General features: G+C 71.9%; 15 protein-coding genes. 9 read left to right on the top strand and 6 right to left on the bottom strand.

Going from position 1 to position 14,210, the window contains the following annotated elements; genetic code table 11:
• Positions 1-7: 7 nt before the first annotated feature.
• Both LZ495_RS21405 and LZ495_RS21400 read left to right on the top strand, forming a co-directional pair.
• Entirely contained in the window at positions 8-1,099 is a 1,092-nt protein-coding gene (locus LZ495_RS21405; RefSeq protein WP_235054185.1) for a glycosyltransferase family 2 protein, read from the top strand.
• A gap of 107 nt (positions 1,100-1,206) precedes the next feature.
• Positions 1,207-1,863, top strand: coding sequence for a hypothetical protein (locus LZ495_RS21400; RefSeq protein WP_235054183.1), 657 nt, complete (start codon positions 1,207-1,209; stop codon positions 1,861-1,863).
• Positions 1,864-1,879: 16 nt separating this feature from the next.
• Here LZ495_RS21400 and LZ495_RS21395 read toward each other — a convergent pair whose 3' ends face one another.
• The 5 genes from LZ495_RS21395 to LZ495_RS21375 form a co-directional block, all read right to left on the bottom strand.
• Positions 1,880-2,506: a hypothetical protein gene (locus LZ495_RS21395; RefSeq protein WP_235054182.1), complete on the bottom strand. Its 627-nt coding sequence runs from the start codon at positions 2,504-2,506 to the stop codon at positions 1,880-1,882.
• Positions 2,507-2,614: 108 nt separating this feature from the next.
• The gene (locus tag LZ495_RS21390) at positions 2,615-2,995 is read right to left on the bottom strand and encodes a hypothetical protein (RefSeq protein ID WP_235054180.1); all 381 of its coding nucleotides are present in this window, start codon (positions 2,993-2,995) and stop codon (positions 2,615-2,617) included.
• An 82-nt stretch (positions 2,996-3,077) separates the two neighbouring features.
• Entirely contained in the window at positions 3,078-3,677 is a 600-nt protein-coding gene (locus LZ495_RS21385; RefSeq protein ID WP_235054179.1) for a class I SAM-dependent methyltransferase, read from the bottom strand.
• Positions 3,678-3,766: 89 nt separating this feature from the next.
• Positions 3,767-4,921: a glycosyltransferase gene (locus tag LZ495_RS21380; RefSeq protein ID WP_235054177.1), complete on the bottom strand. Its 1,155-nt coding sequence runs from the start codon at positions 4,919-4,921 to the stop codon at positions 3,767-3,769.
• Positions 4,922-5,055: 134 nt separating this feature from the next.
• Positions 5,056-5,523 (bottom strand): macro domain-containing protein, encoded by a 468-nt coding sequence (locus LZ495_RS21375; RefSeq protein ID WP_235054176.1) that lies wholly within the window; start codon positions 5,521-5,523, stop codon positions 5,056-5,058.
• 273 nt (positions 5,524-5,796) lie between these two features.
• Between LZ495_RS21375 and LZ495_RS21370 the strand changes: the two genes are divergently transcribed.
• Together LZ495_RS21370 and LZ495_RS21365 are read left to right on the top strand one after the other, a co-directional pair.
• Entirely contained in the window at positions 5,797-6,942 is a 1,146-nt protein-coding gene (locus LZ495_RS21370; RefSeq protein WP_235054174.1) for a glycosyltransferase family 4 protein, read from the top strand.
• 11 nt (positions 6,943-6,953) lie between these two features.
• The gene (locus LZ495_RS21365) at positions 6,954-7,634 is read left to right on the top strand and encodes a uracil-DNA glycosylase (protein WP_235054173.1); all 681 of its coding nucleotides are present in this window, start codon (positions 6,954-6,956) and stop codon (positions 7,632-7,634) included.
• Between the two features lie 21 nt (positions 7,635-7,655).
• Here the strand turns inward: LZ495_RS21365 and LZ495_RS21360 are convergent, their stop codons facing one another.
• Positions 7,656-8,456 carry an aldolase gene (locus LZ495_RS21360; RefSeq protein ID WP_235054171.1) on the bottom strand — a complete coding sequence of 267 codons (801 nt, stop codon included), beginning with the start codon at positions 8,454-8,456 and terminating at the stop codon, positions 7,656-7,658.
• 519 nt (positions 8,457-8,975) lie between these two features.
• Between LZ495_RS21360 and LZ495_RS21355 the strand changes: the two genes are divergently transcribed.
• The 5 genes from LZ495_RS21355 to LZ495_RS21335 are packed head-to-tail and all read left to right on the top strand — an operon-like array spanning position 8,976 to position 14,124.
• Positions 8,976-11,504, top strand: a complete 2,529-nt coding sequence (locus tag LZ495_RS21355; RefSeq protein ID WP_235054169.1) for a sensor histidine kinase — start codon at positions 8,976-8,978, stop codon at positions 11,502-11,504.
• 17 nt (positions 11,505-11,521) lie between these two features.
• Complete coding sequence (locus tag LZ495_RS21350; protein WP_235054167.1) at positions 11,522-11,947, top strand: roadblock/LC7 domain-containing protein; 426 nt, start codon at positions 11,522-11,524, stop codon at positions 11,945-11,947.
• Entirely contained in the window at positions 11,944-12,333 is a 390-nt protein-coding gene (locus LZ495_RS21345; RefSeq protein ID WP_235054166.1) for a DUF742 domain-containing protein, read from the top strand. Before LZ495_RS21350 ends, LZ495_RS21345 begins: the two co-directional genes overlap by 4 nt.
• Complete coding sequence (locus LZ495_RS21340) at positions 12,317-12,907, top strand: GTP-binding protein (protein WP_235054165.1); 591 nt, start codon at positions 12,317-12,319, stop codon at positions 12,905-12,907. The genes LZ495_RS21345 and LZ495_RS21340 overlap by 17 nt, the downstream gene beginning before the upstream one ends.
• Before the next feature lie 11 nt (positions 12,908-12,918).
• Entirely contained in the window at positions 12,919-14,124 is a 1,206-nt protein-coding gene (locus LZ495_RS21335) for a cytochrome P450 (RefSeq protein ID WP_235054164.1), read from the top strand.
• Positions 14,125-14,210 lie beyond the last annotated feature (86 nt).

The raw sequence follows: 14,210 nt of genomic DNA, 5'->3' as shown, positions 1-14,210 counted from the left end.
GCAGGACATGCACGAGACGCAGGGTGGGCAGGACATGAACGCGCAGAACCCCGGAGCACCGCTGCCGAGCGTCAGCATCGTCGTGCCGTCGTACAACTACGCCCGCTATCTGCCCACCAACGTCGGGAGCCTGCTCGATCAGGAGGGCGTCGAGGTCCGGGTGCTGATCCTCGACGACGCGTCGAGCGACAACACTCCCGAGGTGGGCGCCGACCTGGCCCGCGATCCGCGCGTCACGTACGAGCGGCACAAGCAGAACAAGGGCCACATCGCCACGTACAACGAGGGCCTGCTGGAGTGGGCGGACGGCGACTACTGCGTCCTGCTGTCCGCCGACGACCTGCTGCCGCCGGGGGCGCTCGCGCGCGCCACCGGGGTGATGCAGGCCGACCCGAACGTGACGTTCGTGTACGGCAATCCGGTCCGGTTCATCAGCGGCCGCCCGCTGCCGGTGGCCCGCGCCGGGACCCGTACGCGCGTGTGGGACGGCGACCGGTGGATCCGCGGTGTGTTCAAGGCCGGCCGCAACCTGATCCTGTCCCCCGAGGTCGTGGCCCGCACGTCGGCGCACCACGACGCGGGCGGCTACAACCCGAAGCTGCCGCACTCCGGGGACCTGGAGATGTGGCTGCGGCTGGCGCACCGCGGCTCGGTCGGCTGGCTGCCGGACTCGGACCAGGCGTACTACCGCATGCACGAAAGCAACATGCACCACTCGAACTTCGACGCCCGGGCCCGGCTCGCGCAGCTCAAGGACGGCTACGAGTCCTTCCTCGACAACGATGGCAGCGACCTGCCGTACCGCGAGGATGTCCGCGGACAGATGCACCGCAAGCTGGCGCGCGGCGTCCTCCGCAAGGCGATCCGTGCGCTCGACGCCGGAGATGCCACCGCGGACGGTCTGACCGTCGACGAACTGTACGAGCTGGCAAACGAGTTGGCCGATGTACGCAAGCTGCCGGAGTACCCGGGCCTGCGCACCCGCATGGCCCTGGGCGCCGCCCGCTGCGGCAAGTTGGCGCCGGTGACGTCGTTGGTCACGATGCAGCGCGGCCGCGACTGGGTCCGCTGGCACGGCAACAAGGCCCGCCCGGTCTGACCCGCCCACCGCGTGCGGGCTGGTTCTTGGCGGCCCCGCACAGCCCCGCACAGCCCCGCTAGGCTCGGCTGACCGGCCCGGTCGCGGCCGAGTACGGGGGATGGAACGTGAACCGACTGGTGTTCGCCGACCGGGTGGAGTGGCACGGTGGTCAGCAGGCCGCCACCTGGTGGTCGGCCTTTGTCTGCGGTGTCATGACCGTGGTGTTCGCCGTCTTGAGTTTCACCCTCGACCCTGCGCCGCCGGTCGGCCTGATGGCCTTGGCGACCGGTGTGTGGGCCGCACTCACCGCGACCTTCGCTCTCGTCGCGTACATCCGGAGTCGGCGAAGCGTGGTGCTCTCCGAGGCCGGCTTGGCGGTCGTCCGGGGGAATACTCGCACCTACTGCGGCTGGGACGAGATCGCATCGGTGCGCGTGCGCTTCCAGGTCGGGCAGAACTCGAGGAATGGCGTCGCGTTCGTCGATGCGGCCGCGGTGGGCGGGCGGACGTCGTCGGTGTGCCTGGTGCCCGTCGAGGAGGGCATGTTCCGGGCGCTGATGCTCGACTTGAACGCTCCCCTGGCGACCCGTGGCACGCCGCTGGAGGTCGTGGGCCCTCAGGTCCTGCGTGACGAACTCGCGAGCCTGCGCGCAAGCGCCGCGGCACCTGTGGCGCCGACCGTGCCGCCTCGGCCGTCCGCGCCGGCACCTGCGCCGGCGGCCCCACCGCCGACTGCCTCGCCGGGGTTCGCCGTACCGCCCCCGACGGGGCCGCTGTCCTGACGGTTCGGGTCCCCCGTCAGGGGCACGGCTTTCCGATGGGGATGTGGTGGGTCTGCTGCTTCCCGTCGGGGGTGCGGACCGTGAGGGGGACGCACATGGGGTGTTCCACGTAGAAGCCGCCGACGAAGGCCATCCACGTCCCGGCGTCCTCGCGTGCCGGGCAGGCGGGGACCGTCACGACGGATGCGGCTTCCCGTCGGCTGCCCCACTGGATCGCGGGGCGTTCCGCGGCGTCGCTGGGCACGCCGAGTTCGAAGGCGCGGCCGGCGCGTACCACCAGGCCGGTCTTGACGAAGGTGCGGCCCTGATCTCGCGCGGCTTCCGGGGACAGCGTCAGGGGCGTGTCCGGGGCGATCACTCCGACGACATCGAGCAGGTTCGCGTAGTTGTCCGGCAGCGCGGTGATGGTCTCAATGGCGGCGGTGCAGTCGAGGGTGTCGTTGCCGATCCCCGTGACGGGCGCGGTGGGGGTGAACTTCGAGGGGCGCTGGGCCACTTGGTCGGGCGGCCCGGCGTCGGAGCCGGTGCATGCCGAGACGAGCAGCACCAGGCCCGGCAGGACCGCGGCGAGGACGGTCCGCGGGCGCGGACGGCGGCGCGGCATCGAGTACGGCGTCGGCGGCTGCGATCTCGGCTTCGGCATGCGGTCATGCTGGCAGCGGAGATCGGGCCCCGGAATAGTCCAGGCCGGTTCGGCACAGGTATGCGCCGAACCGGCAAGGAAACGATCAGCCGCGGGCAGCCTCGGTGTTCATCGGTCGTTCGGGGCTTCCGGGTGCCACACCGCGATCGACATCATGACGCCGATCGCCGCGCAGGCGACCGCGGCGGTCACCCAACGCAGGATGGGCTTCGAGCCGTTCCGGCGCCACGTCGCGGCGATCAGCGCGCTCAGCGGTACCAGCCCGGCGAAGTAGATCCAGGCGGCGAGGTCGTCCTTACTCTCCGCGGCCCACCAGTAGTCCTCGCACTCGGCGTCCATGCAGCCGTCGAGCTTCCCCCACTGCACGACCCACGCCATCGTGAGCGCGAATCCGGCCGCGAGATAAAGCGCGACGTAGAGCACGCTCTCCCCGAGGCGGCTGCGCGGCTGCGGCTCCGTGGGATCCGGCGGATACAGCCCCCGCTGCATCGCCGGATCCTGGTGCCTGTTCGGTTCGTTCCCTTCCATCTCGTCCCCCCAATGGATTCCCCCTGCGAGCCCGCCCTGAGGCTCACTCCTCCCGGACGGCTCGCACCAATGTGTCGATCGCCTCGCGCGGCTCGCCCTCGACGGTGACGGGGCGGGTGACGCGCTCGGCGCGGTCGACGCGGAGCCCGGTCAGCCGCTCGGCGACCTTCTCGGGCGTGTGCAGGATCGCGGCGTCCTGCGGGCCGCCGACCCCGTCGGTCAGGTTCTGCAGGTCGTGCCCGACGAGGAGGAACGTGCCGCCCGGGGCGAGGACGGCGGCGGCCTTGGCCAGCACCGCGGTCATCTCGTCCTCGGGCAGGTGCAGGTAGGCGATCAGCACCAGGTCGTACGCGGCGGATTCCGGCTGCCAGGTGAGCAGGTCGGCGGTGACCCAGTCGACCGCCGCGCCCTGCGCGTCGGCGAGCAGCTTGCCCTTGGCCAGGGCCGCGGCGGAGAAGTCGACCGCGGTGACCTGCCAGCCGTTCTTGGCCAGCCAGATGGCGTTGCGGCCCTCGCCGGCGGCCAGGTCGAGGGCGCGGCCGGCCGGGAGGTCCCCGGTCTCCGCCTCGACGAACCGGTTCGGCTCCGCGGACCACACCAGTTCGGTGCCGGTGTACCGCTCGTCCCATGCCTTGGCGTCCACCTGGACGACCGCCTTCCGTCGGCGCCCGTTGCGTCGTCCGGCGTGGGCGGCCGCGGGCGGGTCCTGCCGCGGGCAGGTCTCCCGCGACCCTACGATCTTGCCCGATCGCCCGCGACGGCCGTGCGGTAGATCCGGTCCAGCTCGGCGCCGACCGCCTCGGGGGCGAAGCGCTTGCGGGCCTCGACCGCGATGCGCTGCCGGTCGTACGCCTCGGGCGCGGCGGCGACCGCGCGCAGTGCCTCGGCGAGCGCGGCGGTGTCCTCGGAGGGGACCAGGTGGCCGAGGTGCGGTTCCATGACCTCGGCATGCCCGCCGACGTCGGTGGTCACGACGGGGAGGCCGGCGCACCAGGCCTCGAGGACCGCCACGGTCAGGTTCTCGGCGCGCGAGGCCAGCACGAAGGCGTCCGATTCGTGCAGCAGGCGGGCGATCTCGGTACGCGGCTGCCGGCCGGCGAAGGTGACCACATCGGCGATCCGCAGCCGGGCGGCCTGCTCCTCCAGCTTGGCGCGCTCGCGGCCGTCGCCGACGATGGTCAGCCGGAGCCGGGCGTCCTCGCGCGAGGCGGCGGCGAAGGCGTCGAGGAGGACGTCGAAGCCCTTGGCGGGGGCGAGGCGCGCCACGGAGACGAACTCGACGGTGTCGCGCTCGGCGCGGGGGGATGCGTCGGGCATCGCGAAGCCGGACGCGTCGACCGGGTTGTGCAGCACCTCGAAGTTGCCGGTCATTCCGTACGCGGCGATCTTGTCGGAGAGCGACTTGCAGACGGTGACCACGGTCGATGCGTCCGCGTACAGCTCGCGGGCCCGCTTGATGCCCAGCGGGCTGGGCGGCGGCTCGGTCCAGTGGCCCTGCCACGAGGTGTGGTGCTCGGTGACGACGTAGGGCATGCCCATGTCGCGCTTCATGGCGACGAGGTAGTGCGCCCAGTAGAAGTGCGCGTGCACGACGTCGACCGGGCCGTACTTGCCGGCCACGTACTTCACGGCCTGCTGGTAGCGGCGGGCCATGAGGACGTGCGACAGGCGCCCGAGCAGGCGCGACGGCCGCCAGGTGAAGGTCTTGATCTGGTAGTGCCGGGGGTCGTCCGGGTCCTGCGCGAGGAAGGGCGCGCCGTCGACCTGCGGCCAGGTCAACTCCTCGGTGTTGGACAGGCGTACGACCTCGCCCGCATGGCCTGCGGCCTTCACCCAGTCGGTCTCCCAGGGGACTCCGGGATATCCGACGATCATCACGATGCGCATGCGCTGCTCTCCCCCCACATACCGGGGACTCCCCTCCCCGGCGCCGGTCCGCCCATCCTGCCAGGCACGGGAAGACTACGCAGGCATAAGGCCGGTTCGATAGGGGAAGGGAGCGGCCGCGGCAGACCATCCGTTCAGTCGTGGTCGTAGACGGTCACCGGAACGCCGCGACCGGTGAGTCCGGCGGTGACCAGCGGCTCGATCAACTCCCATCGCCCTCCGGCGAGTCCGCAGCCGATACGCGGCATATGCACCGAGGCTTTGAGTTCGAGCGCCTTGTCCCCCACGGTCCGCAGCGCTTCGCCGATCGCCTCGTAGCGGACCGGCGGCCCGTGGCTCCCGGCCTTGAGCCCGTGCTGTCCGATCATGTTGGCCACCCAGAGGTAGGTGTCCACCTGGACGAACTGGACGGCACCGAGCCTGAAGTCGTTGCCGGCGCGGCCGCGGTGCCACTGCCGGTATTCGGCTTCGGGTTCCTTCCAGCGCCTGGAGAGGGCGAGGACGAAGCCCTTGCCCCATCCGCCGAGGTCGTTGGACACATGGGCGATGATCTTGACGCCCTTGCCCTGCGGGGCCGTCGCGTCGCCCTTTATATACGTCACATTTGCGCTCACCCGGGGGACGGTACCCGGCCGCACCGACAGGAGAACCGGCCCGGGACGCGGTCGGACATCCGCTCGGGATCCCGATGCGGAGCACGGCCGCGGCCGCCATGTGATCGCTTGTTGTCCGTTCTCGATCATCGATGGCGGGTAAGGCGTAATCCCTTGGCAGAGCGAGTAGTTCGGCCTCGCGGTCGGGGCGCGGGTTGTTAGCGTGCCCTCGGCAGGGGCCGCCCGGGGGTGCGGCCCGGGGGGACCGGCGAGAGGCAGCGCATGGACGACCGCACCGACCGACGCGGCGATGTCGGCGACAGCACGGGTTCCTCTCCTGCCGGCCGCATCAAAGTGGTGCACGTCGTCGGCCGGCCGGGGCGGTCCGGGCGCGGCGACGGCGGGTTCGCTCCGATGAGCAGCCGCCAAGTGCTCGCGGATCTGGACCCGGCGCGGTTCGCCTGCCATGTGGTCACCGCGCATCCGGTGCAAAGTGCCGCCGAGGTCCGGAAGTTGCGCCCCGACGTCCTGCATGTGCACAGCGGCAGCGCAGGTCAGGCGCTGCCCGCCGCGCTGGCCGCACCCGGGGCGGCCCGCGTCCTCGAACTCCACGAGCCGCCGCAGTCCTCCGCACCCGCCGCGGGTCGTCCCGGGGACGCGCTGCCGTACGGGCGGCTGCTGCGAACGCTCGTCACCCGCGGCCGCTTCCGGCCGTTCGCGCACTCCGGCGGGGTGCGCGACGCGGCAGCCGCGGTGCTCGGCATCCCCCGCGCCGCGATCCCGCTCCTGCCGGTCGGGGTCGACGTGCCCGCCCCGGACGCGGCGTCCCGCGCCCGGCTGCGCACGTCCCTCGGCGTGGCTCCCAACACGCGCCTGGTGATCGGCGTCCAGCGGTCGGGGGAACCGGACTTCGCGGCGTTCGTGGGGGTGGCCGCGAAGGTGCTCGCGGTGCTCGGCGACGCCGGCCCGGCGGTCGCGTTCGCGGTCGTGGGGCGGCCGGACGGCTGGCTGCGCGCGATGATCGAGGAGGCGGGCATCGGCAAGCGCGTCCGCATCGTGCCGCCGCTCACGCGCCCGCAGGACATCTTCGACGCGGGCGACATCTTCCTGTCCACCGGCGCCCGGCAGGGCTTCGGCTCTGTGGTCGCGGAGGCGATGTGCGCGGGCCTCGCGGTGGCCGGCCCGGCCCGCGGCGGTCTCTCCGACGTCCTGGAGGACGGCGTGACCGGACGCGCGGTCCGTCCCGGCGACCTCGACGCACTCGCTTTCGCGGTAAGGGAGTTGGTGGCCGACGACGACCTGCGCGCGATGCTCGGCTACGCGGCGCGCCAGCATGCGCAGGCGCGGCTGACGCGGGCCCGGATGGTCGAGGCGTACGCCGATCTGTACACCGCGGCCGCACGCGGTCCTGTCGGAACCGCTCGCTAGGGTACGGGACCATGGCTCCACGACCCCTACATGAAATCGTCGAGGCCGGCTGGGCCAAGGCCCTCGAACCGGTCGCCGACGACATCGCGCGGATGGGCGACTTCCTGCGTGCCGAGGTGGCTGCCGGACGCAGCTATGTCCCGGCCGGCCCGAACATCCTGCGCGCCTTCCAGCAGCCGTTCGACGATGTGCGCGTGCTCATCGTCGGCCAGGACCCGTACCCGACTCCGGGGCATGCGGTCGGACTGAGCTTCTCGGTGGCGCCCGAGGTCGATCCGGTGCCGCCGAGCCTGCTCAACATCTTCTGGGAGATGCACCAGGACCTGGGGACGCCGAAGCCGTCCAACGGCGACCTGACGCCGTGGGCGGACCAGGGCGTCCTGCTGCTCAACCGGGCGCTGACCACCGTTCCGCGGAAGCCGGCCGCGCACCGCGGCAAGGGCTGGGAGGCGATCACCGACCAGGCGATCAGCGCGCTGGCCGCCCGCGGGCGCCCGCTGGCCGCCATTCTCTGGGGCCGCGATGCCCGCGATCAGCGCAAGCACCTGGGCGGTTCGCCGCATGTAGTGGAGTCGGTGCACCCCAGCCCGATGTCCGCGAACGGCGGCTTCTTCGGCTCGCGGCCGTTCAGCCGGGTCAACGCGATGCTGGAGCAGCAGGGCGCCGCGCCCATCGAGTGGCGCCTGCCCTGACGGCAGCGGCCCGGCCGCCGCTCAGCCGACCTCGGTTCCCGCCGCGACGCAGTCCGGGTGCCGGCGCAGGGCCCGGCGCGCGTAGTACGCGAAGGTCGCCTGGTGGCGCTTGGGCGTGGACGTCCAGTCGTGGGCCTCGCGGGCCAGGGCGTCGGGCAGGGGCCTGATCGTCCCGGCGGACATGGCGAGGAGCTGCAGCCGGGCGGCGCGTTCGATCAGGACGGCGAGGTTGCAGGCCTCTTCGACGCCGGCGCCCGCGACGAGCTGGCCGTGGTGGGCGAGCAGGATGGCGCGCTTGTCCCCGAGCGCGGCGCTGATGATCTCACCTTCCTCGTTGCCGACCGGGATCCCGGGCCAGGTGGGCAGGAACGCGCAGTCGTCGTACAGCGGGGTGGCGTCCATCTGCGAGACCACGAGCGGGACTTCGAGCATCGACAGGGCCGCCGCGTGCAGCGGGTGGGTGTGGATGATGCACCCCACGTCCTCGCGGGCCCGGTAGATCCAGGTATGGAAGCGGTTGGCGGGGTTGGGCATGCCGGCGCCTTCGAGGACGTCCAGGTCCTCGTTCACGAGCAGCAGGTTGTCCTCGGTGATCTCGTCGAACCCGAGTCCGAGGCGCTGGGTGTAGTACGTGCCGGGCACCGGCCCGCGTGCGGTGATCTGCCCGGCGAGCCCGGCGTCGTGCCCGGCGTCGAAGAGGATGCGACAGGTCAGCGCGAGCTTCTGCCGGACGCTGAGCCCGCTGTCCCCGAATTGCTCGGCCATCCGGCGCTCGGCGCGGTCGACCAGCACGTGCTTGGGGTCGTCGAGCGAGTTCGCCATGTGATCTCCCGATGTCGGTGCCGGGACTGCCCCGGCGGACCGGTCCTTGCCCTCGCGGACACGAGGGTGACTGTAGGACCTATGCGCGTTCGGCATCGACACCATTCACTCGTGTGCCGGACGAGCGACTCGTTCGGCGGGACAGCGGCCGTACGCCCCCTTGACCGCCCCCCAATTGCGGACGAATTCCCGCAGTGGGATGAGGCGTTGGCGAATGATCACTCTGTCCCATTAGTCACTTCTGGCACATTGGCCACTCCCGCCACGGCCGTAGTAGCGTGCAGCGACGCGCCGCAGCAACGGGAGGGCCACGCGCGTGAACGTGCGAAGTGCGGGACTTTACAGCGGTCCTGACGCGGTGTCAGGCATATGCCTGCGTCGACCTGCGGGTCTGCATCACGAGCGCGCCCCCGAGGATGCCGGTACGGCGTCGACGGCATCCAGCCGGATCGGAGCAGGCGCCCGCCGCTCGGCGGCACGGAACCTGCGCGAGGTCCATCCGACCCCCTACGAGGACAGATGACTCCTACGCCCCCATCCGGCCCCTCGCCCGACGGGCCACCCCCTGGTGTCCCCCGCCCGCCCCGCGCCGTACGCATCCGCACGCTGCTGATCCTGGTGGCGGTGGTCGTGACGCTGGCTCTCGGCCTCCAAGTCGCCGCAGCGGCCTGGAGGTTACTCGATCAAGCAGACAAGATTCGGGACGATTCGGTCACCGGCAACAAGGCCGGCGTACCCAGTTACATGGTCCTGGAGCAGATGCAGGCCGAGCGCCGCCTGACCGCGGTCCGGCTCGGCGGCGGACAGGTCTCGCAGCAAGACCTGGAGAAGCAGCGCGCCGCGACGGACCAGGCGAACGCCTCGTTCCAGCACCTGTCCAGCGCCGAACTCCCGGCGTCCGACCGGTACGTCTACGACTACGTCGTCATGGTCAAGGACAAGCTGGTCGGCCTGCAGGAGCAGCGCCGGCTGGCCGACAGCCGGACCGGCGACCCGCAGAAGGTCCTGGACTTCTACACCGCGGCCATCGACCAGATGATCCGGCTGTACCAGGAGATGTCCAACATGGACGACGGCGGTCTCACCTACGAGACCCGTCCGATGGTCGGCCTCATGCACGCGTTCGAGGCGCTGTCCCGCGAGGACGCGCTGATCGCGCTGGCCGGCCCGAACCGGGTGCTCACCGAGGCGCAGTACGCCGAGTTCGCCCGCAATGTGGGCGTGCAGCGCTTCGTCTACGGCACCTGGGTCGCGCCGTACCTGCCGGCCAAGGACAAGGCGATGTACGACGCCCTCGTCGGCTCGCCGGGGTGGGCCGCCCAGACGCGCATCGAGGACCAGGTCGTCGCGCAGCACAAGACCTCCACGAACGGCCTGGTCACGCTGCCCGCGAGCATCCAGGAATGGCAGGCCGCCCGCGAACCGGTGCGCGGCCAGACCACCGGCCTGAACATCAGCCGGGTCAGCGGCCTCCTGGACAACACCTTCGGCAAGGCCGCCGAGCTGCGCCACCGCGCCTGGTGGCTGGCCGGCTTCAGCGCCGCCGCCGTGCTGGTGATCGTGATCATGGTGGTGCTCATCATCCGCACGGTCCTGCGCCGCACGAACGCGCTGCGCAAGCAGGCCCTGAGTCTCGCCGAGGAACGGCTGCCGGACATCGTCACCGCGTTCCAGCGCGGCGAGGAGGTCGACACCGCCGACCTGCCGTGCACGGTCGGCGCGAAGGACGAGATCGGCCAGATCGGCGACGCGGTGGCCGTGCTGGCCCGGCAGGCGTCCGACGGCGCCGAGCTCGTGTACCGCGAACGCCAGGGCTTCGAGCGGTTCGCCGAGGGTGTCACCGGCCGTTCGGTGGTGCTGGTCGGCGTGCAGCTGCGCCTGCTGGACGACCTGATGCGGGAGCGCGACCAGGACGTCGCGCTCATCTCCAAGCTGTACGGGCTCGACCACCAGACCGTCCGGCTGCGCCGCCAGATCGAGAACCTGCAGGTGCTGTCCGGCGGCGTGATCGCCAACCCGCACGAGGAGCCGGCGCACATCGCCAACCTGCTGATGGACGCGGCCGGCGAGGCGGCCGGGCATGAGCGCGTCGAGAAGCACTTCCTCGCGGACGCACGCGTCATCCCGTCCGCGGCGAGCGAACTCACCCACGTCCTCGCCGAGCTGATCGAGAACGGTGCGCGGTACTCGCCGCCCGACTTCAAGGTCGTCGTCCGCGCGCAGCCGGCCGTGCACGGCGTCACCGTGGAGATCGAGGACCGCGGCGTCGGCCTGAGCCCCGAGCAGTACGAGGCGCTCAACGCCCGTCTCGGACACGTTCCGCTCTACGCCGAGATGGCGGAGAACGCCGCGCAGCTGGGCCTGTTCGTGGTCGGCCGCCTGTCGGCCCGGCTGGGCCTGGAGGTGACGCTGCGGCGCTCGGTGTACGGCGGCACCTCGGCGGTCGTGCTCATCCCGCGGAGCCTGCTCGCGGGCCAGGGCGGCGAACCTGCCGCCGCGGCCCCGGCCGCCGAGGCGACACCGGGTGCACCGAAGCCTCTTCCGATACGCCGGCCTGCGGCAGCAGCCCAGCCCGAACCCGCACATGCCCACGCGCAGGACCAGGCCCACGCCCGGTCGTCCGCGCCGGGACACGCGCAGCCCTACCCGCAGGCGCACGCGCAGCCGTACGCGGAGCCGTTCGCCTTCACCCGCGGTGCCGCGGACGTCCCTGCCCCGCGCGGCGGCGGACGGGCGGCGGACGCCGCCGGATACCGTCCGGTCGCGGACGCCGAGGCCGCCCCGCTGCCCAAGCGCTCGCGCGGCTCGCACCTGGCCGAGCAACTGCGCGACGACACCCCGGCGGCCGCTCCGGCGGCGTACGCCCCGGATTCGCCGGAGGCGGCCCGGGACATGTACCGCGGCCTCCAGGCTGCCTTCGACCATGCCGACCACGCCGACCATGTCGGCCGGGCCGGGCAGTCCGGACCGGCCGAGCAGTCCCCCGGGACCGTGCAGCCCGGCCGGCTCAACCACCCGGGTCGCGCCGACGGCGACCCGCAGTCGTGACAGGGAACGGAAGACGCATGTTCAGCGAAGAGTCCCCCGGCGCCAACCCGTTCGACGAGCAGGTCTACCGGATGCTGCACGTGAACCTGGCGGACGTCCCCGAACTGCTGGGTGCCGTCCTGCTGTCCGACGACGGCCTGGCCAAGTCGTCCTTCGGGTTCGACCGCGAGACCGTCGAGCACCTGGCCGCCGCGGGCACCGGGTACGCGAGCCTCGGCCGCGGCCTGGCGCACAGCATCGAAGGCGGCCCGCTGCTGCACAGCGTGGTGAAGATGGCCGACCGCACCATGCTCATCACCAACTGCGGCGAGGGCAGCACGATCGTCGTGGTGACCGGCGCCAAGGCCGACATGGGCGCGGTGATGTACGAAGTACTCCGCGTCGCCAAGGCCGTCGGCGACTTCATGGGCACCGCGCCCCGGGCGAACGCGTCCGCTCCATGACGGGGCTCCCCCCGGGCAGCGGCGAGGACGGTCCGATCGGCCGGCGTACCCGGCCGTTCGCCCTCGCCGGCGGCCAGGTCCCGTCCGCGTCGGCCGCCATCACCATGAACTCCCTGGTGACGGCGGCCATCGCCGAGGACGCGGCCGCGCCGCTGCCGGACGAGTGGCGCGCCGTCCTCGCGGTGTGCCACTCGGCGCCCGCGCGGACCGTGATCGTGACGGAACTGGCCGCCCGGCTGCACGTGTTCATCACCCCGCTCACGGCGATGCTGGGCGATCTGGTCTCCCAAGGGCTGATCGTGCACCAGCCGGCCGCGAGCGGGGCCGACGCCACCAATATCCGCCTCCTCCACCGAGTCAGGGACGGCCTTGCCCGCAAGCTATGACGCCGCGACGGCAGCCGCGGTACCGCAGATCAAGATCCTGGTCGCCGGCGGCTTCGGCGTCGGGAAGACCACGTTCGTGGGCACGGTGAGCGAGATTCGCCCGCTCCGGACGGAGGAACGCCTGACCGCCGAGGGCGTCGGCGTCGACGACCTGAACGGCATCGAGAACAAGACCGCGACCACCGTGGCCATGGACTTCGGCCGGATCACGCTGGACGACGCGATCGTCTACCTGTTCGGCACGCCCGGCCAGGAACGCTTCTGGTTCATGTGGGACGACCTGCTGCGCGGCGCCTTCGGCGCCGTCGTGCTGGTCGACACGCGCCGCCTGGACCACAGCTTCGCCGCCGTCGATTTCTTCGAGAAGCGCGGTACGCCGTTCGTCATCGGGGCGAACTGCTTCGACGGGCGGCAAGGGCACACGCCCGAGGCCATCCGCGACGCCCTCGACCTCGTCGACCCCACGACCCCGGTGCTCATGCTCGACGCCCGGGACCGCTCCTCGGCCCGCGACGTGATGCTGGCCCTCATGAACCGGCTGATCGCCCGCGCCGAAGCCGCCGCCTTGCGCTGAAAGGAATCACCATGACCGAATCCGCCGTACCCGCCGCGATATCGACCCAGGTCGACCTGTTCGACGACGCGGTCGTCGCCGACCCGTACCCGACGTACGCCGAACTGCGCGCCCTCGGACCGGTCGTCCGCCTCGAACGCGCGCAGGCGTGGGGCGTCCCCCGGTACGAGTCCGCCAAGGCGGTGCTCGCCGACCCCGAGACCTTCTCCAGCGTCAACGGCCTGCACCTCAACCCCGAGGGCAACCAGTGGGTGACCGCGAACTCGGTACTGGCCACCGACGGCCTCGAGCACGCCCGCCTGCGCCGCGTCCTGTCCAAGGAACTCGCGCCGCGGGCGATCAAGGACCTCGCGGAGAGCCTGCGCAGCCGGGCCGACGAGCTGGTCGCCGGGCTTGCCGACCGCGAGTCGTTCGACGTGGTGAGCGACCTCGCGGCGCCGTACGTCACCGGCGTGATCATGGACCTCATGGGTCTGCCGCAGGTGGACGGCAGCGGTCTGATGAAGCAGATCGAGTCGGTCTTCGACACCTTTGCCGCGCCGAACCAGCGCACGTACGCCGGACTGCCGTCCGCACAGGCGATGTTCGAGTTCCTGCAGACCGTGTGCACGCGCGACAACGTCCGCCCGGACAGCTGGCTGGGCGCCGCGCACGCGGCCGCGGACCGGGGCGAGATCGCCGAGATCGAGTGCGTGATGACGATGGCGGCGTACCTGACCGCCGGGATGGACACCACCATCCACGCCATCGCGACGGCTGTGCACCACCTGGTCGCCGACCGCGAGCAGTGGGAGCTGGTGCGCGACGGCAAGGTCGGGTACGACGCGCTGTTCGGAGAGACGCTGCGCTTCGACGCCCCCATCCAGGGCTTCGGACGCCGCGTCGTCCGCGAGACGCAGATCGGCGACGTGACCATCCCGGCCGGCGACCAGGTGTGGGTCATGTTCGGCTCGTCCGGCCGCGACGCGGACAAGTGGGGTGCGGACGCGGACCGCTTCGACGTCCGCCGCCCGGGTACCGAGGACCACCTCGCGCTCGGCTTCGGTGCTCACTTGTGCGCGGGGAATCACCTTGCGCTGATGGAGTTCGACGCGATCTTCGCGGCGTTGGGCAAGCACTTCCCGGAGCTGTCGGCCGACCCGGAGGCCCCGGCCGAGCGGGTGCTGAACAACGTGCTGCGGGTGTGGGAGAAGGTCCCGGTCCGCACCCGGGGCTGACCGGTCCCAGGGGCGAACGCGCATGCCGGTGCGGCCCCCCCCGGGGGGGGGGGGGCGCCCCCGCCGTTGCTTGCGAGGGGGCCCGT

Source organism: Yinghuangia soli, from assembly GCF_021502675.1.
Taxonomy (GTDB): Bacteria; Actinomycetota; Actinomycetes; order Streptomycetales; family Streptomycetaceae; genus Yinghuangia; species Yinghuangia soli.
Note: the sequence above shows the minus strand (reverse complement) of the source record. Positions and strands in the feature narration are given on the sequence as shown.

Bases quoted from the DNA above. Each gene is read 5' to 3' on its own strand.
- LZ495_RS21405 (WP_235054185.1), top strand. From the start codon at position 8: ATGCACGAGACGCAGGGTGGGCAGGACATGAACGCGCAGAACCCCGGA.
- LZ495_RS21395 (WP_235054182.1), bottom strand. From the start codon at position 2,506: ATGCCGAAGCCGAGATCGCAGCCGCCGACGCCGTACTCGATGCCGCGC.
- LZ495_RS21390 (WP_235054180.1), bottom strand. From the start codon at position 2,995: ATGCAGCGGGGGCTGTATCCGCCGGATCCCACGGAGCCGCAGCCGCGC.
- LZ495_RS21380 (WP_235054177.1), bottom strand. From the start codon at position 4,921: ATGCGCATCGTGATGATCGTCGGATATCCCGGAGTCCCCTGGGAGACC.
- LZ495_RS21370 (WP_235054174.1), top strand. From the start codon at position 5,797: ATGGACGACCGCACCGACCGACGCGGCGATGTCGGCGACAGCACGGGT.
- LZ495_RS21365 (WP_235054173.1), top strand. From the start codon at position 6,954: ATGGCTCCACGACCCCTACATGAAATCGTCGAGGCCGGCTGGGCCAAG.
- LZ495_RS21360 (WP_235054171.1), bottom strand. From the start codon at position 8,456: ATGGCGAACTCGCTCGACGACCCCAAGCACGTGCTGGTCGACCGCGCC.
- LZ495_RS21355 (WP_235054169.1), top strand. From the start codon at position 8,976: ATGACTCCTACGCCCCCATCCGGCCCCTCGCCCGACGGGCCACCCCCT.
- LZ495_RS21350 (WP_235054167.1), top strand. From the start codon at position 11,522: ATGTTCAGCGAAGAGTCCCCCGGCGCCAACCCGTTCGACGAGCAGGTC.
- LZ495_RS21345 (WP_235054166.1), top strand. From the start codon at position 11,944: ATGACGGGGCTCCCCCCGGGCAGCGGCGAGGACGGTCCGATCGGCCGG.
- LZ495_RS21335 (WP_235054164.1), top strand. From the start codon at position 12,919: ATGACCGAATCCGCCGTACCCGCCGCGATATCGACCCAGGTCGACCTG.